This window comes from Saccharomonospora piscinae, assembly GCF_005862235.1.
Taxonomy (GTDB): domain Bacteria; phylum Actinomycetota; class Actinomycetes; order Mycobacteriales; family Pseudonocardiaceae; genus Saccharomonospora; species Saccharomonospora piscinae.
This window is the reverse complement of the sequence record NZ_VCEK01000002.1, coordinates 877,385-897,299: the sequence shown is the minus strand read 5'-3', so window position 1 is coordinate 897,299 and position 19,915 is coordinate 877,385. Positions and strand designations below refer to the sequence as shown.

18 protein-coding genes are annotated in these 19,915 nt (G+C 70.0%); 1 reads left to right on the top strand and 17 read right to left on the bottom strand.

Annotated elements, in window-relative coordinates; translation table 11 throughout:
• Window positions 1–3: 3 nt before the first annotated feature.
• From FFT09_RS09990 to FFT09_RS09920, 15 genes are all read right to left on the bottom strand, one after another.
• Window positions 4–1,551 (bottom strand): NADH-quinone oxidoreductase subunit M, encoded by a 1,548-nt coding sequence (locus FFT09_RS09990; protein ID WP_081193206.1) that lies wholly within the window; start codon window positions 1,549–1,551, stop codon window positions 4–6.
• Window positions 1,548–3,446, bottom strand: coding sequence for an NADH-quinone oxidoreductase subunit L (gene nuoL / locus FFT09_RS09985; RefSeq protein ID WP_024876412.1), 1,899 nt, complete (start codon window positions 3,444–3,446; stop codon window positions 1,548–1,550). The genes FFT09_RS09990 and nuoL overlap by 4 nt, the downstream gene beginning before the upstream one ends.
• 22 nt (window positions 3,447–3,468) lie before the next feature.
• The gene (gene nuoK, locus FFT09_RS09980; protein WP_019814967.1) at window positions 3,469–3,768 is read right to left on the bottom strand and encodes an NADH-quinone oxidoreductase subunit NuoK; all 300 of its coding nucleotides are present in this window, start codon (window positions 3,766–3,768) and stop codon (window positions 3,469–3,471) included.
• On the bottom strand, window positions 3,765–4,760 hold the full coding sequence (locus tag FFT09_RS09975) for an NADH-quinone oxidoreductase subunit J (RefSeq protein ID WP_138382479.1): 996 nt from the start codon (window positions 4,758–4,760) through the stop codon (window positions 3,765–3,767). The genes nuoK and FFT09_RS09975 overlap by 4 nt, the downstream gene beginning before the upstream one ends.
• Window positions 4,761–4,765: 5 nt before the next feature.
• Window positions 4,766–5,332, bottom strand: a complete 567-nt coding sequence (nuoI, locus tag FFT09_RS09970; RefSeq protein ID WP_024876414.1) for an NADH-quinone oxidoreductase subunit NuoI — start codon at window positions 5,330–5,332, stop codon at window positions 4,766–4,768.
• On the bottom strand, window positions 5,319–6,674 hold the full coding sequence (gene nuoH / locus FFT09_RS09965) for an NADH-quinone oxidoreductase subunit NuoH (RefSeq protein WP_176218324.1): 1,356 nt from the start codon (window positions 6,672–6,674) through the stop codon (window positions 5,319–5,321). The genes nuoI and nuoH overlap by 14 nt, the downstream gene beginning before the upstream one ends.
• Window positions 6,675–6,682: 8 nt before the next feature.
• Complete coding sequence (locus FFT09_RS09960) at window positions 6,683–9,175, bottom strand: NADH-quinone oxidoreductase subunit G (RefSeq protein WP_081193200.1); 2,493 nt, start codon at window positions 9,173–9,175, stop codon at window positions 6,683–6,685.
• A complete protein-coding gene (gene nuoF / locus FFT09_RS09955; protein ID WP_138382478.1) occupies window positions 9,172–10,461 on the bottom strand; it encodes an NADH-quinone oxidoreductase subunit NuoF in 1,290 nt (429 codons plus the stop codon). Before nuoF ends, FFT09_RS09960 begins: the two co-directional genes overlap by 4 nt.
• Window positions 10,458–11,330 (bottom strand): NADH-quinone oxidoreductase subunit NuoE, encoded by an 873-nt coding sequence (nuoE, locus tag FFT09_RS09950; protein WP_138382477.1) that lies wholly within the window; start codon window positions 11,328–11,330, stop codon window positions 10,458–10,460. Before nuoE ends, nuoF begins: the two co-directional genes overlap by 4 nt.
• Complete coding sequence (locus FFT09_RS09945; protein ID WP_081193194.1) at window positions 11,327–12,700, bottom strand: NADH-quinone oxidoreductase subunit D; 1,374 nt, start codon at window positions 12,698–12,700, stop codon at window positions 11,327–11,329. Before FFT09_RS09945 ends, nuoE begins: the two co-directional genes overlap by 4 nt.
• The gene (locus FFT09_RS09940) at window positions 12,697–13,461 is read right to left on the bottom strand and encodes an NADH-quinone oxidoreductase subunit C (RefSeq protein ID WP_081193192.1); all 765 of its coding nucleotides are present in this window, start codon (window positions 13,459–13,461) and stop codon (window positions 12,697–12,699) included. The genes FFT09_RS09945 and FFT09_RS09940 overlap by 4 nt, the downstream gene beginning before the upstream one ends.
• On the bottom strand, window positions 13,461–14,009 hold the full coding sequence (locus FFT09_RS09935) for a NuoB/complex I 20 kDa subunit family protein (protein WP_024876421.1): 549 nt from the start codon (window positions 14,007–14,009) through the stop codon (window positions 13,461–13,463). Before FFT09_RS09935 ends, FFT09_RS09940 begins: the two co-directional genes overlap by 1 nt.
• Window positions 14,010–14,015: 6 nt before the next feature.
• A complete protein-coding gene (locus FFT09_RS09930) occupies window positions 14,016–14,423 on the bottom strand; it encodes an NADH-quinone oxidoreductase subunit A (RefSeq protein WP_176218323.1) in 408 nt (135 codons plus the stop codon).
• A 455-nt stretch (window positions 14,424–14,878) separates the two neighbouring features.
• A complete protein-coding gene (locus FFT09_RS09925; RefSeq protein WP_081193190.1) occupies window positions 14,879–16,153 on the bottom strand; it encodes a geranylgeranyl reductase family protein in 1,275 nt (424 codons plus the stop codon).
• A gap of 9 nt (window positions 16,154–16,162) precedes the next feature.
• Window positions 16,163–16,861, bottom strand: a complete 699-nt coding sequence (locus FFT09_RS09920; RefSeq protein ID WP_024876424.1) for a demethylmenaquinone methyltransferase — start codon at window positions 16,859–16,861, stop codon at window positions 16,163–16,165.
• A gap of 181 nt (window positions 16,862–17,042) precedes the next feature.
• Between FFT09_RS09920 and FFT09_RS09915 the strand changes: the two genes are divergently transcribed.
• Complete coding sequence (locus FFT09_RS09915; RefSeq protein WP_138382476.1) at window positions 17,043–17,849, top strand: inositol monophosphatase family protein; 807 nt, start codon at window positions 17,043–17,045, stop codon at window positions 17,847–17,849.
• Window positions 17,850–17,853: 4 nt separating this feature from the next.
• On the opposite strand, the gene FFT09_RS09910 is transcribed toward FFT09_RS09915, so the two are convergent.
• Window positions 17,854–18,357, bottom strand: a complete 504-nt coding sequence (locus tag FFT09_RS09910; RefSeq protein ID WP_138382475.1) for a DUF3592 domain-containing protein — start codon at window positions 18,355–18,357, stop codon at window positions 17,854–17,856.
• A 24-nt stretch (window positions 18,358–18,381) separates the two neighbouring features.
• Window positions 18,382–19,899 carry a M1 family metallopeptidase gene (locus FFT09_RS09905; protein ID WP_081193541.1) on the bottom strand — a complete coding sequence of 506 codons (1,518 nt, stop codon included), beginning with the start codon at window positions 19,897–19,899 and terminating at the stop codon, window positions 18,382–18,384.
• Window positions 19,900–19,915: the final 16 nt, after the last annotated feature.

Here is a 19,915-nt window from a genome sequence, read left to right as displayed (position 1 = left end):
GCATTACCTTTCCTGCACCGCTTGCAGTGTCGCTTCCACCGACGGCGTCACCGTGTCGAGCACCGGCTCCGGGTAGAAGCCGAGGCCGACGATCAACACGACGAGCGGTGCGAGCACCGCGATTTCCCTGCCGGAGAGGTCACGGATGGCTTTGCGGGCCCCGGCCTCGGGCGCCACGGCCGTACCCGGGCCCCCACCGACCCCGACCAGGGCATTGCCCCCGACGGGCCCGGTCATGATCCGCTGGTACAGCCACAGCACGTACGCGGCGGCGAGCACCATGCCCACCGTCGCGATGATCGCGAAGACGGGCCGGGAGTCGAACGCGCCCAGCAGCACCAGGAACTCGCTCACGAACGAGTTGGTCCCGGGCAGCGAGATGGTGGACATCCCCGCGAGCAACAGCATTCCACCGAGGATCGGCGTCACCTTGAACATGCCGCCGTAGTCGGAGATCCGGGTGGAGCCGCCGCGCGCGGCGACCAGGCCGACCACGAGGATCAGCATGCCGGTGGCGAGGCTGTGGTTGAGCATGTACGTCGCCGCGCCGACCGTGGCCTGCGGCGTGAACGCGAAGATGCCGAGCGCGATGAATCCGAAGTGGGCGATCGACACGTACGCCACGAACCGCTTCATGTCCTGCTGGCCCGCCGCGAGGATCGAGCCGTAGATCACGCCGAGCACGGCGAGCACCAGAACCAGCGGCGCGAGTTGCGCACTCGCGTCGGGGAACATCGGCACGCTGTAGCGGAGGAACCCGAACGTGCCGACCTTGTCGAGCACGCCGACCAGCAGCACGGTGACCGCGATCGGTGCCTGCCCCGCCGCGTCCGGCAGCCATGTGTGGAACGGCACCAGCGGTGCCTTGATGGCGAACGCGAGGAAGAACCCGAGGAACAGCCAGATCTGCGTGTCCAGCGGGGCCTCGCTGACCACCGAGACCAGCGTGGCCCAGTCGAACGTGCCGCTGCCCAGCTCCTCGGAGGCCAGCGAGTAGGCGCCGATGGCGGAGGCGAGCATGATCAGCCCGCCGAGGAACGAGTAGAGGAAGAACTTGACGGCCGCGTACTGCCGCCTCGGCCCGCCGTAGAAGCCGATGAGGAAGTACATCGGCACCAGCATGACCTCGAACAGCACGTAGAACAGGAACACGTCGGTCGCGGCGAACACGGCGACGGTCAGTGCCTGCTGCAGCAGGATCAGCGACAGGAACCCGCCCGCGGTGCGCCCCTCGGGCAGCCGGTCGGTGGAGTTCAGCAGGCCGATCACCACGGGAACCAGCAGCGCGATCACCGCGATCATCACGAGTGCGATGCCGTCGATGCCGAACGAGACGTGGACGCCCAGCGCCGGGATCCAGTCGAACGACGTGACCTGCTGGATGCGCTCCCCACCGGGGTCGTAGGCCAGCCAGGTGGGCACGACCAGCAGCAACTCGGCCACGGACACGCCCAACGCCGTCAGCGTCGCCGCCCGGTCGTTCGAGCGCAGCCCGGCGACCGCGAGGGCGCCGGCCAGCGGCAGCAGGATCAGGGCAACGAGCCAACTCATGAGAACCTCACCAACAGCAGTGCGGCGACGAGCAGGAACGACCCGCCGAGCATCGACAACGCGTACGACCGCACGAACCCGGTCTGGAGGCGGCGCAGGCGGCTCGATCCGCCGCCGAGTGAGGCCGCGAGCCCGTTCACCGCGCCGTCGACACCCCGGTTGTCGAGGAACACGGAGAAGCGGGTGAGCCACAGCCCCGGCGTGGCGACGAGCGTCTCGTTGAGCGCGTTGCCGTACAGGTCCTTACGGGCGGCCCGCACGGGCCACGACACGCGCTCGGGCCGCTCGACCGGCGTCGGGCGCCGGCCGAACAGCGCCCAGGCGAGCAGCACGCCGAGCCCGGACAGGCCCACCGTCAGCCAGGGCACCAGCGCATGCGGCAGGACGCCGTGTTCGGACTCGGCGAGTGCGCCCACCGAGGGAGTCAGGAACTCCGCGAGCGTGTCGCCGGAGATGAGCAGGAAGCCCGCGATCACCGAGCCGACCGCGAGGACGATCATCGGCCCGGTCATCACCGCCGGGGACTCGTGCGGGTGGAACTCCCTGCCGTCGGCCGAGGTCGTCTCCCGCCACCGCTGCTTGCCGAAGAACGTCAGCAGCACGAGTCGGGTCATGTAGAAGCCGGTGATGCCCGCCGCGAGCAGTGCGGCGCCGCCGAAGACCCAGCCGCGCCAGCCCTCCTGCCCGAACGCGGCCTCGATGATGGCGTCCTTGGTGTAGAAGCCGGACAGGAACGGAAAGCCGATGATCGCGAGGTAGCCGATCACGAAGGTGCCCGCGGTGATGGGCATCTTCTTCGCGAGGCCACCGAACTTGCGCATGTCGACCTCGTCGTTCATGGCGTGCATGACCGACCCGGCCCCGAGGAAGAGTCCCGCCTTGAAGAAGCCGTGGGTGAGCAGGTGGGCGATGCCCAGTGCGTAGCCGACGGGCCCCAGCCCCACGGCGAGCATCATGTAACCGATCTGGCTCACCGTGGAGTAGGCGAGCACCTTCTTGATGTCGTCGTAGGCACAGCCGATGATCGCGCCGAGCAGCAGCGTGAACGCGCCGATGATCGTGACGACCAGCCTGCCGTCCTCGGTGAGGTTGTAGATCGGCGCGGCGCGGGCGATCAGGTAGACGCCCGCCGTGACCATCGTGGCGGCGTGGATGAGCGCCGACACCGGAGTGGGGCCCTCCATCGCGTCGGGCAACCACGCCTGGAGCGGGAACTGGCCCGACTTGCCGCACGCGCCGAGCAGCAGCAGCAACGCGATCGCGGTGATCACACCGGGCGACAGGTCGCCGATGCCCGCGAACACCTCGGCGTAGCTCGTGCTGCCGATGTACTTGAACATCAGGAAGATCGCCAGCGCCAGCCCCACGTCACCGACGCGGTTCATGAGGAACGCCTTCTTCGCGGCCGTGGCCGCCGACGGCCGGTCCTGGTACCAGCCGATCAGCAGGTAGGACGCGAGACCGACGCCCTCCCAGCCCAGGTACAGCATCACGAAGCTGTTGCCGAGCACCAGCACGAGCATGGCGGCGACGAACAGGTTGAGGTAGCCGAAGAAGCGGCGCCGGGCGGCGTCGTCGGACATGTAGCCGATCGAGTAGATGTGGATCAGTGATCCGACACCGGTGATCAGCAGGACGAACGTCACCGACAGCGGGTCGACGCGCAGTCCGAAGTCGACCTGCAACGCCTCGACCGGGATCCACGAGTAGACCGTGGTGTCGGTGGCCTCCGACAGCGACTCGCTGAAGAACAGTGCCAAGCCGTAGACGAACGACGCGATGACCGTCGCGCACCCGAGCAGGTGCCCCCACGCGTTGGTGCGGTTCCCACCGACCAACAGGACGAGGGCGCCGAGCGCGGGAAACGCGACCAGCAGCCACGATGATGCGATCAAGGTAGTTCCCTGTGGTTGGTAGCTAGTACTTCAGCAGGTTGGTGTCGTCGACCGAGGCCGACCGGCGGGTCCGGAAGATCGACATGATGATCGCCAACCCGACGACGACCTCCGCCGCGGCCACGACCATGACGAAGAACGCCATCACCTGACCGTCGATGGAGCCGTTGATCCGCGCGAACGTGACCAGTGACAGGTTCACGGCGTTGAGCATCAGCTCGATGCACATGAAGACCACGATGGCGTTGCGGCGCACGAGGACGCCGACGGCGCCGATCGTGAACAGCAACGCCGACAACAGCAGGTAGTACGTCGGGGTCACGACTCGTCCTCCCCCTTGTCGGAACCGCCGCGGCCCTTGCCGTCGGGATCGTCCAGGTCGGCGCCGGCAGCGCCGTCAGCGCCGTCGGAACCGGCCGCTTCGGGAGCGCCGCCGACGAGCGCCCGCGCGTCCGGGCCCGGCTCCGCACCGCTCATCCGCTCGCGGTGCGCCTGCAACTTCGCCGTGGGCGTGGTCTCGATCAGCTCGGACAGCGACTCCGGCGCCACGGACCCGTCGGGCAGCAGTGCCGGTGTGGCCACCGAGTTCGACGTGGCGAACACGCCGGGCCCCGGCTTCGGGGACGGCCGCTCGTACTCACCCCGGAACCTGGCGAGCACGAGTTCCTTCTGCGTGCGCTTGCCGCCCTGGATGTTGCGGGAGGTGAACGACAGCAGCATGCCGGCCATCGCCGCCGTGATCAGCAACGCGGCGGTCAGCTCGAACGGGAACAGGTAGTCGCTGAAGATGACACGGCCGAGGCCGCCCGCACCGCCGCCCTCGGCGCTCCACGGGTCGAGCGGCTGCGCCGGGGTGACCTCCGCGACGGAGCGGGTCAGCGCGGCGGCGAGCAGCACGGCCACCCCCACACCGACGAGGCCCGCGAGCAGGCGTTGCCCGCGCAGCACTTCCACCACGGAGTCGGACGACTCACGACCCACCAGCATGAGCACGAACAGGAACAGCATCATGATCGCGCCGGTGTAGACGATGATCTGCGTGAAGCCGAGGAACTGCGCCTGCTGCGTGAGGTACAGCAACCCGAGCGAGAGCATCGTCAGCACGAGCCACAGTGCCGAGTGGACCGCGTTGCGGGCGAACACCATGCCGAGCGCGCCGGCGAGGGCGATCGGGCCGAGAACCCAGAACGCGATCGCCTCACCGGTGGACACGGTGGCCGCGGCCTCGGCCTGTGCGAGCACCGGCTGCACCGTCGCGAACGCGGCGGACCCCGTGATCTCGAACGGCCCAGTCGGCACAGTCGGCACAGTCATCCCAGTCATCCCATTGCCTTCTCTTCGGACGTCTCGACCGCCTCGCCGGAGGGCACACCACGCGTGCGAGCCAGCTCCGGGCCCCTGACGTAGTAGTCCTGCTCGTCGTCACCGAGCCGCATCGGGTGCGGCGGTTGCTCCATGCCCTCGAGCAGCGGCGCGAGCAGGTCCTCCTTCGTGTAGATCAGCTTCTGGCGGTCGTCGTCGGCCAGCTCGTAGAAGTTGATCATCGTGAGGGACCGGGTGGGGCACGCCTCGACGCACAACCCGCAGCCGATGCACCGCAGGTAGTTGATCTGATAGTCCTTGCCGTACCGCTCACCGGGCGAGTACCGGGCCTCCTCGGTGTTGTCGCCGCCCTCGACGAAGATCGCGTCGGCGGGGCACGCCCAGGCGCACAGCTCGCAACCCACGCACTTCTCCAGCCCGTCGGGATGACGGTTGAGCTGGTGACGGCCGTGGTAGCGCGGCGCGGCGGGGGCCCCGATCTCCGGGTACTCCTCGGTGGCCACCTTCTTGAACATCGTCGAGAAGGTGACACCGAATCCCTTGATGGGATCAAACATCCCCATCGGCGTTCTCCTTACCTGAGGTGACCGACGCCGGTTCGGCCCGCTCGGACCGCACGGCCTGCTGTTCGGACCGTTGCCTGGCGCGCAGGGCCTTCTGTCGCGGTGTCGTCTTCGGCACGGCGAGGTCGAGCGGCGGCAGCGGGTAGTCGCTGCCGGTGACCGGCACCGAGTCCTCGTACGGCACCTCCTTCTCCGGCAGCAGGAGGGTGAGCAGCACGAGCACCGCGATGACGACGGCACCGACAATGATGATCTGCGTGGTGGAGACGTTGCCGTCGGTGCGGATGGCCCGGATCGCCGAGATCACCACGACCCAGATCAGCCCGACGGGAATGAGCACCTTCCAGCCGAGCTTCATGAACTGGTCGTAGCGGAACCGAGGCAACGTCCCGCGCAGCCAGATGAAGCCGAAGAGGACGACCGCCATCTTGGCGAAGAACCAGAGGACGGGCCACCAGCCCTGGTTGAGCGGCGAGTCGAGGCCGACGAACGGGAACATCCACCCGCCGAGGAACAGCGTGGTCGCGAACGCCGAGACGATCACCATGTTGGTGTACTCGGCGAGGAAGAACATCGCGAACTTCATCGAGCTGTACTCGGTGTGGAAGCCACCGACCAGCTCCGACTCGGCCTCGGGGAGGTCGAACGGCGCGCGGTTGGTCTCCCCGACCATCGAGACCACGTAGATCAGGAAGCTGGGCAACAGCAGGTAGAAGTACCACCCACTCGCCTGTGCCTCGACGATGTCGCCGGTGGACAGCGACTGCGCGTACAGCGCCACCCCGATGATCGAGAGCCCCATCGCGATCTCGTAGGAGATCACCTGGGCCGCGGACCGCAGGCCGCCGAGCAGCGGGTACGGCGAGCCGGACGACCAGCCCGCCAGCACGATGCCGTACACCCCGATGGACGCGCCGGCGAGGATCAGCAGCACGCTGACCGGCAGCTCGATCAGCTGCAGCACCGTGCGTTCCCCGAAGATGGACACCTCGGGACCGAACGGGATCGCGGCGAGCCCGATCAGGGCTGGCACCACCACGATGATCGGCGCCAGGAAGTACACCTTCCGGTCGGCCGTGTCCGGGATGATCTGTTCCTTGAACGGCAGTTTGATCGCGTCGGCCAGCGACTGGAACCAGCCGCCGGGGCCAACGCGGTTCGGGCCGGGCCGGTTCTGCATCCGGCCGATGATCTTGCGCTCCCCCACGATGAGAAGCACGGTCAGCAGCGGCCCGATCAGCAGGACGACGACGGCCTTGAGCAGGATCAGCCACAGCGGGTCGTCCGCCAGCAGCTCCGCCCGCGTCATCGGCTCCTGCGCCTGCGCGAGGAAGGGCACCATCGCGGGGCTCACCGTTCACCTCCGGCAGCGATCGAGACCACGGCGCCGTGCCCCACGCCGAGCGTGTTGCGCACCGTCGAGTCCGGTGAGTTGCCCGGCAGCCACACCACGCCGTCGGGAAGGTCGGTGATCTCCACGGGCAGCGTCACCGCACCGCGCCCGGTCGAGACGGTCACGGTCCCCGGCGTGCCGAGCGCGGTGGCCGTGGCCCGCGAGATCCGGGCCACGACGCGCCGCGCCGTGCCGGCGAGATGCGGCTCGTCGGCCTGCAACGCGCCCACGTCGAGCAACTGCCGCCAGGTGGCGAGCAATGCCTCGCCCGGCCCGGGTTTCACCACAGCGGCGGCGGGGACGTCGGGACCGGGAGATTTCACCGGAGTGAGCTGGCCGCTGACCCGCACCAGCTCGCCGGCCGCGGCGGCCGGAGTCTGGGTGAACAGGTCGGCGTCCATCTCGACGCCCAGCGTGTCCAGCACCCGGCAGTCGGGCAGCGCCCCGGTGCCGTCGAGCGTCACCGAGAACTCGCGGCGGCGGCCCTCCCAGTTGAGGAACGTGCCCGACTTCTCGTCGACCGGCGCGATCGGCAACACGACGTCGGCGTACTCGGTGACCTCGCTGTGCAGCAGTTCGAGACTCACCACGAAACCGCAACGCCGCAGCGCCTCGCGCGCCAGCTCCGGATCGGGCAGATCGGCGAGTTCCACACCGCCGACGAGCAGGCCGTCCAGGTCGCCGTTGCGCACGGCCGTGAGGATCGCGCCCGTGTCGCGGCCCGGTCGCGGGGGCAGCGTCCCGGCGTCGAGCCCCCACGTCCGCTCCAGCGCGGCCCGCGACTCGGCGTCGGCCACGGGCACCCCGCCGGGCAGCAGGTTCGGGACCGCGCCAGCTTCGAGCGCACCCCGCTCGCCGGCCCTGCGCGGCACCCAGGCCACCGGCGCGCCCGTGCGCTCCGAGAGCCGGTGCAGCGCGGAGAAAAGCCCGGGGATCTCGGCCGCGCGCTCGCCGACGAGCACCACGGACCCCTCGGCCCGCAGCAGCTCGTCCACGTCCGGCGCGCCGTCGGCGAGCCCGTCCACGGCCGAGGGCTCGGCACCCGGCTCGCACGCCAGCAGTTCGCCGAAGGTCCTGCGCACCGCGGGCGTGCTCCACTGCCCGATGTGGACGACCTTGGTGTCGCTGTCCCGGGCGCCCTTGCGCAGCCGCAGGTAGACGACCGGAGCTTCCTCCTCCGGCTCGAAGGCCACACACAGCACCAGCGGCGCGGCCTCCAACTGGCGGAACGTGACCCCGTCGGCCGGCGTCGTGCCCACCACGTGGGAGGCGAGGAAGTCGAGTTCCTCCGCCGAGTGCGCCCGCGCGCGGAAGTCGACGTCGTGGGTGCGAAGCGCCACCCTGGCGAACTTGCTGTAGGCGTAGGCGTCCTCGACCGTGAGCCTGCCGCCCGGCAGAACCCCGGCACCCCGGCCGTCGCGGGCCTTCGCGAGCCCGTCGGCCGCGGCCCGCAGCGCCTCGGTCCACGACGCCTGCTCCAGCTCGCCGGTGTCGGCGTTGCGGACGAGCGGGGTGCGCAGACGGTCGGCCGAGCCCGGGTACCGGAAGGCGAACCGGCCCTTGTCGCAGAGCCACTCCTCGTTGACCTCGGGATCGTCGCCCGCGAGCCTGCGCATCACCTTGCCGCGCCGGAAGTCGGTGCGCATCGAGCACCCCACCGAGCAGTGCTCGCACACGCTCGGCGAGGACACGAGGTCGAAGGGCCGCGACCGGAACCGGTACTGGGCGCTGGTCAGCGCTCCCACGGGACAGATCTGGATGGTGTTGCCCGAGAAGTACGACTGGAACGGCGTGCCGCCCGTGGTCCGCGAGGCGAGGTCCAGCACGTCGGCGGTCTCCGAGGTGCCGATCTGCTGGTGCGCGCCCCGCTCCAGCAACTCGATGAACGGGTCGCCCGCGATCTGGTCCGAGAACCGGGTGCAGCGCTGGCACAGCACGCAGCGTTCGCGGTCCAGCAGCACCTGCGTCGAGATCGGCAACGGCTTCGGGAACGTCCGCTTCCGGTCGTGGAACCGCGACTCCGCCCTGCCGTGTGCCATCGCCTGGTTCTGCAGCGGGCACTCGCCGCCCTTGTCGCAGATCGGGCAGTCCAGCGGGTGGTTGATGAGCAGCAGCTCCATCACGCCCTGCTGTGCCTTGTCGGCGACCGGCGACGTGCGCTGCGTCTTCACGACCATGCCGTCGGCGACCGTCATCGTGCACGACGCCTGCGGCTTCGGCATCGGACGGCCGTTCATCTCCACCTCGACCAGGCACTGGCGGCACGCGCCAGCCGGGTCCAGCAGCGGATGGTCGCAGAAGCGCGGGATCACGGTGCCGAGCCGCTCCGCCGTCCGGATCAGCAGCTCGCCCTTGGGGGCGATGACCTCTTCACCGTCGATGGTGAGCTTGACGTGGCCCTCCGGAACCGGGGTCTCGTCCTTCGAGGCCGCCTCGGGTGCGATGGTCATGATGCTCCCACCAGTTCGGGCGAGCTCGCCCGGTTCTTCTCACACAGGTCCACGAACTCGTCGCGGAAGTACTTGATGGCGCTGGTGATGGGGCTCGTGGCACCGTCGCCGAGCGCGCAGAACGACCGGCCGAGGATGTTGTCGCAGACGTCGAGCAGCGTGTCGATGTCGGCCTCGGTGCCGTGCCCGTCGACCATCCGCTCCAGGATCTGCGCCAGCCAGAAGGTGCCCTCCCGGCACGGCGTGCACTTGCCGCACGACTCGTGCTCGTAGAACTGCGTCCACTTCATCACGGCCCACGGCACCGACACGGTCTCGTTGAACACCTGCACGGCCGTGGTGCCGAGCATGGAACCCGCCTCGGCCGCGCCCTCGAAGTCCAGCGGCACGTCCAGGTGCTCGGCGGTGAACAGCGGTGTCGACGACCCGCCCGGTGTCCAGAACTTCAGCGGCACACCGCCCTTCATGCCGCCGGCCAGCTCCAGCAACTCGCGCAGCGTGGTGCCGAGCGGCGCCTCGTACTGGCCGGGACGCTCGACGTGCCCGGAGATCGAGAAGATCTTCGGGCCCGGCGACTTCTCCGTGCCCATCTCGCGGAACCAGTCGGCACCGCCGTTGACGATGTAGGGCACGCTGGCGATGGTCTCGACGTTGTTCACCGTGGTGGGCGCGGCGTACAGCCCGGCGGCGGCGGGGAACGGCGGCTTGAGCCTGGGCTGACCGCGGCGCCCCTCCAGCGAGTCGAGCAGCGCGGTCTCCTCGCCGCAGATGTAGGCACCCGCTCCCGCGTGGACGGTGATGTCGATGTCGAACCCCGAGCCCAGCACGTCCCGACCGAGATAGCCCGCGTCGTAGGCCTCCCGCACGGCAGCGGTCAGCCTGCGGATCGGGTGCAGCGCCTCACCCCGCACGTAGATGAAGCACCGGTGCGCCCGCATCGCGTAGGAGGCGATGATGCAGCCCTCGATCAGCGAGTGCGGGTCCGCCATCATCAGCGGGATGTCCTTGCAGGTGCCCGGCTCGCCCTCGTCGGCGTTGATCACGAGGTAGTGGGGCTTGTCCTCGTTGGGTGGCATGAAGGACCACTTCACGCCCGCCGGGAAGCCCGCACCGCCGCGACCGCGCAGTCCCGCCGCCTTGACGAGCTGCACGAGCTGCTCGGGGGTTCCGGCGAGCGCCTTGCGCACCGCCGTGTAGCCCTCCAGCTTCTCGTAGGTCGCCAGCCGCCACGACTGCGGCGAGAGCCACCGCTTCGTCAGCACCGGGGTCAGGGAATCGGCCGTCATTTCGCCTCCAGATCCGGCAGTGGTGCGTTCTCCGGCATCACCGGCGCCGTCCACCCTCGGTCCGCGGCCACCTGAGCGCCGCGCAGCGTCTCCACCGCCTGGGACGGGGAGTCCACATCGGACCGGAACACGTCGTCCGCCTCCGGGAAGAAGCCCGCGAGCTGACGCTCCACCGACTTGAAGTCGGTCAGCGGCGCGCCCCTGGTGGGCTGCGGCTTCTCACCGCGCCGCAGCGCGTCCACGAGTTCCACCGCCTGCTCCGGCGTCTGGTTGTCGAAGTACTCGTAGTTCACCTGCAACACGGGCCCGAGGTCGCAGGCGGCGAGGCACTCGGCGTGTTCCAGCGTGATCGAGCCGGGATCGCCCGGTTCGCCGGCAGTCTGCTCGTGCCCGAGCTTCTCGCCGTCGGAACCCAGGTGCTCGGACAGTCGCGCATAGATCGCGTCGCCGCCCAGCACGGCGCACAGCGTGTTGGTACACACACTCACCAGGTGCTGCCCGCACGGCCTGCGCTTGTACATCGTGTAGAAGGTCGCGACCGCGCTGACCTCGGCCTCGGAGAGGTCGAGCTGCCGGGCGCAGAACGCGATGCCCTCCTGGCTGACGAAACCCTGCACCGACTGCACCAGGTGCAGCATCGGCAGCAGCGCCGAGCGCGCTTGCGGGTAGCGCGCCGCCAGCTCGGCGGCCTTCGCCTCGATGTCGGCGTCGAACACGTCGGCGGTCCGCGACTCCACCAGCATCTCGTCGTCGGACTCCGGCGCGATGGCCTTCACGTCGACGTCCGGCGACGCGGCGGCGTAGGTCCGCTCCGCGGGCCGCGCCCCGTGTTCCGGCGTGTCCGACGGGTGCTGCGACGGCGTGGTCATCGGTCCACTCCCCCCATCACAGGGTCGATCGAGGCGACGGCCGCGATGACGTCGGCGACGAGACCGCCCTCGGACATCGCGGGCATCGATTGCAGGTTCACGAAACTCGGTTCCCTGGCGTGGACCCGCAGCGGCCTCGTGCCTCCGTCGGACACGAGGTGGAAACCCAGCTCGCCACGCGGTGACTCGACCGGCGAGTACGCCTGGCCGGGCGGAACGGAGAAGCCCTCGGTCACGAGCTTGAAGTGGTGGATCAGCGACTCCATCGACTGACCCATGATCTTGCGGACGTGGTCGAGCGAGTTGCCCATCCCGTCGCTGGAGATCGAGAGCTGCGCGGGCCAGGCGACCTTCTTGTCCTCGACCATGACGGGACCGGGTTCCAGCATCGTCAGCACCTGCCGCACGATCCGCAGCGACTGGTGCATCTCCTCGACGCGCAGGAGGTAGCGGGCCCAGCAGTCGGCGTCGGTGGCGGTCGGCACCTCGAAGTCGATCTCGTCGTAACCGGAGTACGGCTCCTGCTTGCGCAGGTCCCACGCCAGCCCGGCGGACCGCAGGACGGGGCCGGTGATCCCGAGCGCGAGGCACGCGTCCACGGGCAGGAACCCGACGCCCTTGAGGCGGTTGCGCCAGATCGGCTGCCCGGTGAACAGCTTGTCGTAGAGCGGCAGCCGCTTGTCCATCACCTTGCAGAACTCGGTGACCTTGGCGTGGAAGTCCTCCGGCATGTCCTGCGCGAGCCCGCCGGGCCGGATGAACGCGTGGTTCATGCGCAGGCCCGTGAGGTGTTCGAGCAGGTGGAGGACCTCCTCACGCTCCCGGAAGCCGATCGTCATCGCGGTGGTGGCGCCGAGCTCCATGCCGCCGGTGGCGATGTAGACCAGGTGGGAGGCGATGCGGTTGATCTCCATGAGCATGACGCGCAGCAGCTGCGCGCGGCGGGGCACCTCGATCCCGAGGAGCTTCTCCACCGCCATGCAGTAGCCCATCTCGTTGAACAGCGGCGAGAGGTAGTCCATGCGCGTCACGAACGTGACGCCCTGGGTCCACGTCCGGTACTCGCAGTTCTTTTCGATCCCGGTGTGCAGGTACCCGATGACCGAGCGGAGCTGGGTGACGGTCTCGCCCTCCATCTCCAGCACGAGCCGCAGCACGCCGTGCGTGGACGGGTGCTGCGGGCCCATGTTGATGACCATGCGCTCGGACTGGGTGGCGTCGGAGAGCACGTCGTCCCAGTCGCCGCCGCTGACCGTGTAGACCCGGCCCTCGGTGGTCTCGCGGTGGTCGGCGTAGCGGGCGCTCTCGGCGCCCTCGGCCGTGGTGTCGGTGCCGGTGCTCGCGTCGGCGATGCGGTCGCTCGTGGTCATGAGTAGGACCTCCGCGTGTCGGGCGGCGGGATCTCCGCGCCCTTGTACTCCACCGGGATTCCGCCCAGCGGGTAGTCCTTGCGCTGCGGGTGGCCGTCCCAGTCGTCCGGCATGAGGATGCGGGTGAGGGCGGGATGGCCGTCGTAGACGATGCCGAACATGTCGTAGGCCTCGCGCTCGTGCCAGTCGGCGGTCGGGTACACCTCCACGACCGACGGCAGGTGCGGGTCGTCGACGTCGACGGCGACCTCGAGCCGGATGCGGCGGCGGTAGGTCATCGACAGCAGGTGGTACACGGAGTGCAGCCGCTGCGGGACGTCCTCGCCGTAGTCCACACCGGACACCGAGACGCACATCTCGAACCGCAGGCCAGCGTCGTCGCGCAGGGTGCGGCAGACCTCCACCAGGTGCTCGCGCCGCACGTAGAAGGTGATCTCGCCGCGGTCGACCGTGACCTGCTGGATCGACTCGGCGGGAATCCCGTTGTCTGACAGGGCCGCGAAGAACTCGTCGGCGAAGTCGTCGAACCAGCCGCCGTAGGGGCGCTCGGCGGGCGGCGGGGAGTAGGCGGGCAGCCGCAGGCCACCGTATCCCGAGGTGTCCCCGGTACCGGAGACGCCGAACATGCCGCGGCGCTCGCGGCCCGCGACCACGGGTTCGGCGGGCGCGGCGGGCCGCGAGCCCTCGGGGCGCAGCCCGTTCTCGCGCTCGGCGCTCGACATCTCGGCGCCGGTCTGTGGCTTCTCGTCAGACATGCCCATCACTTCTTCGCGAACTTGATCGACGACGGGACGATCTCCGTCTGCTGGCCGCTCTCCGCGCGCAGTGCGGCACGGCGCGGCCCCATGGGCTCGTCCTGGATCTTCGCGTGCAGCTTGAGGATCGCGTCGAGCAGCATCTCCGGCCTCGGCGGGCAGCCCGGCAGGTACATGTCCACGGGAACGATGTGGTCGACGCCCTGCACGACCGCGTAGTTGTTGAACATGCCGCCCGAGGACGCGCACACGCCCATCGCGATGACCCAGCGCGGCTCGGCCATCTGGTCGTAGATCTGGCGCAGGACGGGCGCCATCTTCTGCGTGACCCTTCCCGCGACGATCATGAGGTCGGCCTGCCGTGGCGTGGCGCTGAAGCGCTCCATGCCGAACCGCGAGATGTCGTAGCGGGAGCCGCCGGTGGTCATCATCTCGATCGCGCAGCAGGCGAGGCCGAACGTCGCGGGCCACAGCGAGTTCTTACGAGCCCAGTTGACCACGCCCTCCAGCGTCGTCAGCAGGATTCCGTTCGGGAGTTTCTCTTCGAGACCCATGGTTCGTCAGTTCCAATCCAGCCCGCCGCGCCGCCACACGTAGATGTCGGCGATGAAGAACGTCGCGATGAACAGCGTGATGGCCGCGACTCCCCACAACCCCAGGAAGTCCGCCGACACGGCGTAGGGGAAGAGGAACACCATCTCGATGTCGAAGAGGATGAACAGCATCGCCGTGACGTAGTAGGCGATGGGCATGCGGCCACCGCCGACCAGCGGCTGGGGCGACGGTTCGATGCCGCACTCGTAGGCGGAGAGCTTGGCCTTGTTGTAGCGGCTGGGGCCGAGTAGCGGACCCAGCAGCACCGAGAAGAGCGCGAACGCGAGCGCGAGCCCGAACAGCAACACCAGCGGGAGGAAGACACCGAGGCCGGAGTCCGCGCCATCCTGCGCGAGAACCTCCACCGCGGCCATCGGCGTACTCACCGCGTTCACAGCGTTCACTGCGGCACCATCCTTTCACGCGCCGCTGCGTAACGGACATGGTCGAGACTGCTGACTACTGCCTGAACACTCACCGTGGCGAGACCCTAAGGGACCTACCTGGGACCCCTGTGGATAAGGACCGCCTTACCTTGTGTCCTCGACCACCTCTGTCACACCCGACGCAACCGACCCTGCTTGTGAAAGAGTTCACAAACGATGCTGCGCGGTTGTGAAGCCCTTCACAAAACATGGGTGCAGTGTAAGACGCACCTCACACGTTGTCGCTAGCCCCCCGAAGGAACCCGCGCGCGCTCACGAACGTTGGGCACTGCCCGCGTATCGCGAGGGCACCGGGCAGAGCTGGGCAAAGCCGACTCCGGACCGGCGGCGGGCGCCTTTCAGTACGGACGTACTGTGATGTTTCCCACTGGCTGGCCGGCCGGTCAGCGCGGGGTCGGTGTCACCTTCGACAGCGTCGCCACGAGCCGGTCCACGGCGTCGCCGCCCTTCGGGTCGTAGCAACCGGACAGGCCCTTGAACACCAGCGGGATCAACGGCTTCACCCTGAGCCCGTACTTCGTGGCCACCCGCATCACCTTCGGGTGTCCGATGGCCTTCGCGAACAGGTTGCCGAGCCGGTAGTAGCCGCCCATCGCCTCGGCGACCGCGCGCGGGTACCCGTGCAACGCGCGCTCCCGCGAGGCCCCCTCGGGCCGGGCCAGTGCCTGCACCACGTGTTCCGACGCGGCACGCGCCGACTCCATCGCCGCCGCGATGCCCTCGCCGTTGAAGGGGCTCACCATGCCGCCCGCGTCGCCGAGCAACAGCAGCCCGTCGCGGTAGTGCGGGGTGCGGTTGAAGCCCATCGGAATCCCGGCCCCACCGATGCGGCCCACGGCGTTGTCCTCGCGGTATCCCCACTCCTGCGGAGTCGAGTCGAGCCACGAACGCAGCAGCGACCGGTAGTCGATGCTGCGGAACGACTTCGACGTGGACAGCATGCCGAGCCCGACGTTCACGGTGCCGTCGCCCAGCGGGAAGGCCCAGCCGTAGCCGGGCAGCAGCTTCGGTTCGCGGGGATCGCTGCGATCCCACAGCTCCAGGTGCCCCTCGATGTAGGCGTCGTCGTGCCGGGGGCTGCGGTAGTACCGGCGGACCGCGACGCCCATGGGGCGCTTGTCGTGCTTGGCGATCCCGACGGACAGCGCCAGCCGCGCCGAGACCCCGTCACACGCCAGCACCAGCGGCGCGCGGTAGCGGACCGGCCTGCGGTCGGGGCCCTCCTTCGCCTCGACGCCGACGACCCTGCCGGTGCGCTCGTCCGTGATCGCGCCGGTCACCGTGGTGCGTTCGCGCAGCCGCGCCCCCGCCTTCACCGCCGTTCTGGCGAGCAGGTCGTCGAAGTCCTGGCGCGTGCGCGCCACGCCGTAGGGCGGGTAGGCGGTCAGCTCCGGCCAGTCGAGTTCCAGCGTCAGGTCCCCGGTGAGGATGCGCAGTCCCCTGCTGTGGACCCAGCCCGCCTCCGGGCTCGTGTCGATACCGAGGTCGATGAGCTGCTTCACCCCCCGGGGCGTCAGCCCGTCACCGCACACCTTCTCGCGCGGGAAGCTCGTCTTCTCCAGCAGGAGTACGTCGACGCCCGCGCGGGCGAGATAGGTGGCCGCCGTGGAGCCCGCCGGGCCCGCGCCGACGACGATGACCTCGGCGTCGTGAGTCATGCCGCGAGTCTACGAGTCGGCGTGTGGCTTCCATGCGCGGTGGATGGCCACCACGCCGAATGTGACGTTCATCCACTCGACGCTCTTCCAGCCGGAGTCGGCGATGATCTCGGCGAGCCGCCGCTGGGCCGGCCAGGTGAGCATCGATTCGAACAGGTACGAGTAGGCGTCCGGATTGGACGACACCCTGCGGCCGAACCACGTCATCAGCCGCAGCGCGAACCGCCGGTAGACGTAGCGGATCGGCCCGAAGGTGGGCGTCGACACCTCGCAGACCACGAGCCTGCCGCCGGGTCGCACCACCCTGGCGATCTCGGCGAGCGCCGCACGGGTGTCGACGAAGTTGCGGAGCCCGAAGGTGATCGTGACCGCGTCGAAGACCCCGTCGGCGAACGGCAGCCGCAGCGCGTCGGCGGCCACCATCGGCACGTTCCGGTGCCTGCCGCCGCGCAGCATCCCGAGCGAGAAGTCGGCGGCCACGCACCACGCCCCGCCCCTGGCGTACTCCTCCGTGGACACGCCCGTGCCCGCCGCCAGGTCGAGCACCTTCTCCCCGGGCCGGGCGTCGAGCGCCCTGCCGGTGGTGACGCGCCAGCGGCGGTCGAAGCCGAACGTCATCACGGAGTTCGCGCGGTCGTAGCGGTGGGCGACGCCGTCGAACATCGCCGCGACGTCGGCTGGGTCCTTGTCGAGGCTCGCTCGGGCCATGCCGGGAGTGTAGTCGGCCCGTCCGGCGTCTCCGGTGAGACTGCCACGCCGTCGCTCGACGGTGGCGAGCACGGCGTTCACCCGTGCGGGCGAACGCGGGCCGCAACGTTCACGCCGGTCGCGCCGGGGTGTCACCTCGGTGTCGCACGGCGGACACCCGTGCGGGCCACGCTGGACCGGCATGGCCCCTCCCTCGCCGTCACCGGCCCGGCCCCTCGATGACGGCCTCGTGTCCCGTGCCCTGGAGGTCGCCGTCCGGCTCGCGGGAGACGCGGGCGACGTCCTCGCCGCGACGGCGGGCCGCGCGGCCGGGGCCGACGGCGGGGACTCGCCGTTCGCGTGGGTGCGCGACACCGGCGCCACCCTCGAACGCCACACCCGGCGGGTGCTGTCCGCCGAGTTCCCCGGCATCCCGGTCACCGGCGACCCCGCACCGTCCACGCCGTATCGCTGGCTGGTCGCCGCCCTCGACGGCAGGGCCAACTACTTCGCGGGGCTGCCCGGCTACGCCTACAGTCTCGCGCTCGTGGACCGCACGGGGCCTGTCGTGGGAGTGGTGGCCGACCCGGCTGCCGGGCGGAGCTACGCCGCCGCGCGGGGCCGGGGAGTGCGCACCGAGGACGGTCCGGTGCGGGTGTCCCGCCACCACGGCGGCGCGGCCGGTGGCACCGCGCTCGCGGGGGCGCTCGTGTGTACCGAGTTCGCGGACGGCGGGGTTCCTCCGGTGCCGGGTCCTGCCGAGTTCGTCCGGCGTGCGACCGGGGCCGGTGCCGCGGTGCGGGTGCTGGGCTCGGCGGCGACGGCGGTGACGCAGGTGGCATTGGGGCGCGCCGCCGCGGCGGTGCTGCCCCGCTACCGCGAACCCGTGGTGGCGGGTGCGCTCGCGCTGGCCGTCGAGACCGGAGCGGTGGTGGCCACGCCGGGCGACGGACTGCTGGTCGCGGCGCCGGGCGTGGCTGGGGAGGTGGCGGCCTGGCTGGCCACGTGAGGCGTCAGGGGCCGGGTTCGTCCTGCCGGGGTCGCAGAGCGCGCAGCCGGGACCGCTGCCACCACACCAGCGGAGCGGCGATCAGCCAGGTCGCCAACACGGTGGTCGACACGGGCAGCAACGTCAGCAGCCACGTGCGCCCGGCGATCTTCGCGAGCTCCGGGTCCGTGGTGTCGTACTCGATGCGCACCAGCTGGCCCGCCACGAGGCCGTCGGGATAGAGCACCCCGTTCTCGGGACTGTGCATCACGCCGTCCGGGGTCTCGTAGCGGATCAGGGTGCGGTTGAACATGACCTGCTCCACCTGCGCCGTGGCCATGCCCCGATTGTCGGCGATCAGCTGGTCGTTGCGCAGTGCTCCCAGCACGAGCACCACACCCAGCAACGTGATGACCGACGCCACCCCGAGCGCGGTCCACACACCGATCCGCAGCGCGTGGACGCGCCGGGCGGTGAACGTGGCGGCCGTGGTGGCCGTGCCTCGCTCGGGGTGGTCGCCGCTCGTCACAGGGCGAGCATATCGACCTGCTCGTCAGTGGCGTGCCAGCTGCCGGTGAGTGAAGGCGATCTCGCGGTAGGACTCCGGTTCGGCGACACCCGCCGTCGCGCGCGACGCGGCGCCGTTCGGTCCGGACCCGGGCTTTTCCGGGGTGAACAGCCAGGTGTCGAACACCGGGTCGAGCCGCTCACCGGAAAGCCGTTCGGCCAGCGCGGCGAACTCCTCGATACTGCCGTGGCCGCCCTGGCGCTCGTCCAGCCACGTGCGCAGCAGCTCGAAGAACACGTCGTCGCCGACGGCGGTGCGCAGCGCGTGGGCCGCCAGCGCTCCCCGGTCGTACACAGCGGGATGGAACTGGTGCTCCGCGCCGGGGTCACCGGGCGTCACCCGCCAGAACGGGTCGTCGGCCGGGATCGAGTCGTAGACGTACTGCGCCAGCTCGGCCGCGGTGCCCTCGCCCGCGTGCTCCGACCACAGGTACTCCGCGTAGGTGGCGAAGCCCTCGTTGAGCCAGATGTCGTCCCAGCCCGCCACCGCCACCGAGTCGCCGAACCACTGGTGGGCGTTCTCGTGGACCACGACCGACAGGTTGGAGCCGTAGCGGAAGAAGCCCGCGTCGTAGACCGAGCGGGTCTGGTTCTCCAGCGCGAAGCCCAGCCCGTTCGTCACGACCCCGCCCAGCGCCTCGAACGGGTAGGGGCCGAACGACTCCTCCAGGAACTCGACGACCTCGGGGGTGCGTTCGACACTCGCCTCGGCCGCCGCGCGGTCGGCGGCGGCGAGCCCGGTGTCGTAGGCGTTGGTCATCGGCAGCCCGCTCGGGGTGGTGGCGTGGCGTACGTCGTAGTCGCCGACGGCGAGGAACGCGAGGTAAGTGGCCTGGGGCTGGGTGCTGCGCCAGTTCCACCGCGTCCATCCGGCCCGCTGCGGGGTCCGGCTCGCGAGCACCCCGTTCGACAGCGCCGAGACGTCGTCGGGCACCGCCACCGACACGTCGAAGGTCGCCTTGTCGGTGGGGTGGTCGTTGGACGGGAACCACCACTCGGCGATGTGGGGCTGGTCGACCGCCAGCGCACCCGTCTCGGTGCGCTTCCACGCCGTGCGGCCGTCCACCTCGACCTCCGACGGGGTGTCGGCGTACCGCACGACGACCGGCACCGGCGTGCCCTCCCGCAGCGGGCGGCGGGGCGTCACCACGACCTCGGTGGGGTCGTCCTCGGCCCGGGTCACCTCGGCGGGGCGGTGGGCCACCCGCACCGACTCCACGTCGAGGGCGAAGTCGAGGTTGAAGCTGGTGAGGTCGGTGGTGGGGGTGGCGAGCAGCGTGGTGGTTCCGGACAGCCGGTCGGTGTCCGGCTCGTAGGTCAGCCGGATGTCGTAGTGGGTGACGTCGTAGCCACCGTTGCCGTCACCGGGGTAGTAAGGGTCGCCGACGCCGGGTGCTCCGGGATTGGAGGGGTTTGCGGGCGCCGCGCTCGCCGTGCCGGCGAGCAACACGGTGGCCAGCCCGGCCGCGGCACCGCGCAGGCATGCTCGGGTTCGAATACGCATGCTCACGAAAGGTAGC

Excerpts from the sequence above, each read along its gene's own strand:
- nuoH (WP_176218324.1), bottom strand. The coding sequence starts at position 6,674 with ATGGTGCCCTTCCTCGCGCAGGCGCAGGAGCCGATGACGCGGGCGGAG.
- FFT09_RS09935 (WP_024876421.1), bottom strand. The coding sequence starts at position 14,009 with ATGGGTCTCGAAGAGAAACTCCCGAACGGAATCCTGCTGACGACGCTG.
- FFT09_RS09940 (WP_081193192.1), bottom strand. The coding sequence starts at position 13,461 with ATGGGCATGTCTGACGAGAAGCCACAGACCGGCGCCGAGATGTCGAGC.
- FFT09_RS09905 (WP_081193541.1), bottom strand. The coding sequence starts at position 19,899 with ATGCGTATTCGAACCCGAGCATGCCTGCGCGGTGCCGCGGCCGGGCTG.
- FFT09_RS09990 (WP_081193206.1), bottom strand. The coding sequence starts at position 1,551 with ATGAGTTGGCTCGTTGCCCTGATCCTGCTGCCGCTGGCCGGCGCCCTC.
- nuoE (WP_138382477.1), bottom strand. The coding sequence starts at position 11,330 with ATGACCACGCCGTCGCAGCACCCGTCGGACACGCCGGAACACGGGGCG.
- FFT09_RS09930 (WP_176218323.1), bottom strand. The coding sequence starts at position 14,423 with ATGGCCGCGGTGGAGGTTCTCGCGCAGGATGGCGCGGACTCCGGCCTC.
- FFT09_RS09920 (WP_024876424.1), bottom strand. The coding sequence starts at position 16,861 with ATGGCCCGAGCGAGCCTCGACAAGGACCCAGCCGACGTCGCGGCGATG.
- FFT09_RS09960 (WP_081193200.1), bottom strand. The coding sequence starts at position 9,175 with ATGACCATCGCACCCGAGGCGGCCTCGAAGGACGAGACCCCGGTTCCG.
- FFT09_RS09925 (WP_081193190.1), bottom strand. The coding sequence starts at position 16,153 with ATGACTCACGACGCCGAGGTCATCGTCGTCGGCGCGGGCCCGGCGGGC.
- nuoI (WP_024876414.1), bottom strand. The coding sequence starts at position 5,332 with ATGGGGATGTTTGATCCCATCAAGGGATTCGGTGTCACCTTCTCGACG.
- nuoF (WP_138382478.1), bottom strand. The coding sequence starts at position 10,461 with ATGACGGCCGATTCCCTGACCCCGGTGCTGACGAAGCGGTGGCTCTCG.
- FFT09_RS09945 (WP_081193194.1), bottom strand. The coding sequence starts at position 12,700 with ATGACCACGAGCGACCGCATCGCCGACGCGAGCACCGGCACCGACACC.
- FFT09_RS09975 (WP_138382479.1), bottom strand. The coding sequence starts at position 4,760 with ATGACTGTGCCGACTGTGCCGACTGGGCCGTTCGAGATCACGGGGTCC.
- FFT09_RS09915 (WP_138382476.1), top strand. The coding sequence starts at position 17,043 with ATGGCCCCTCCCTCGCCGTCACCGGCCCGGCCCCTCGATGACGGCCTC.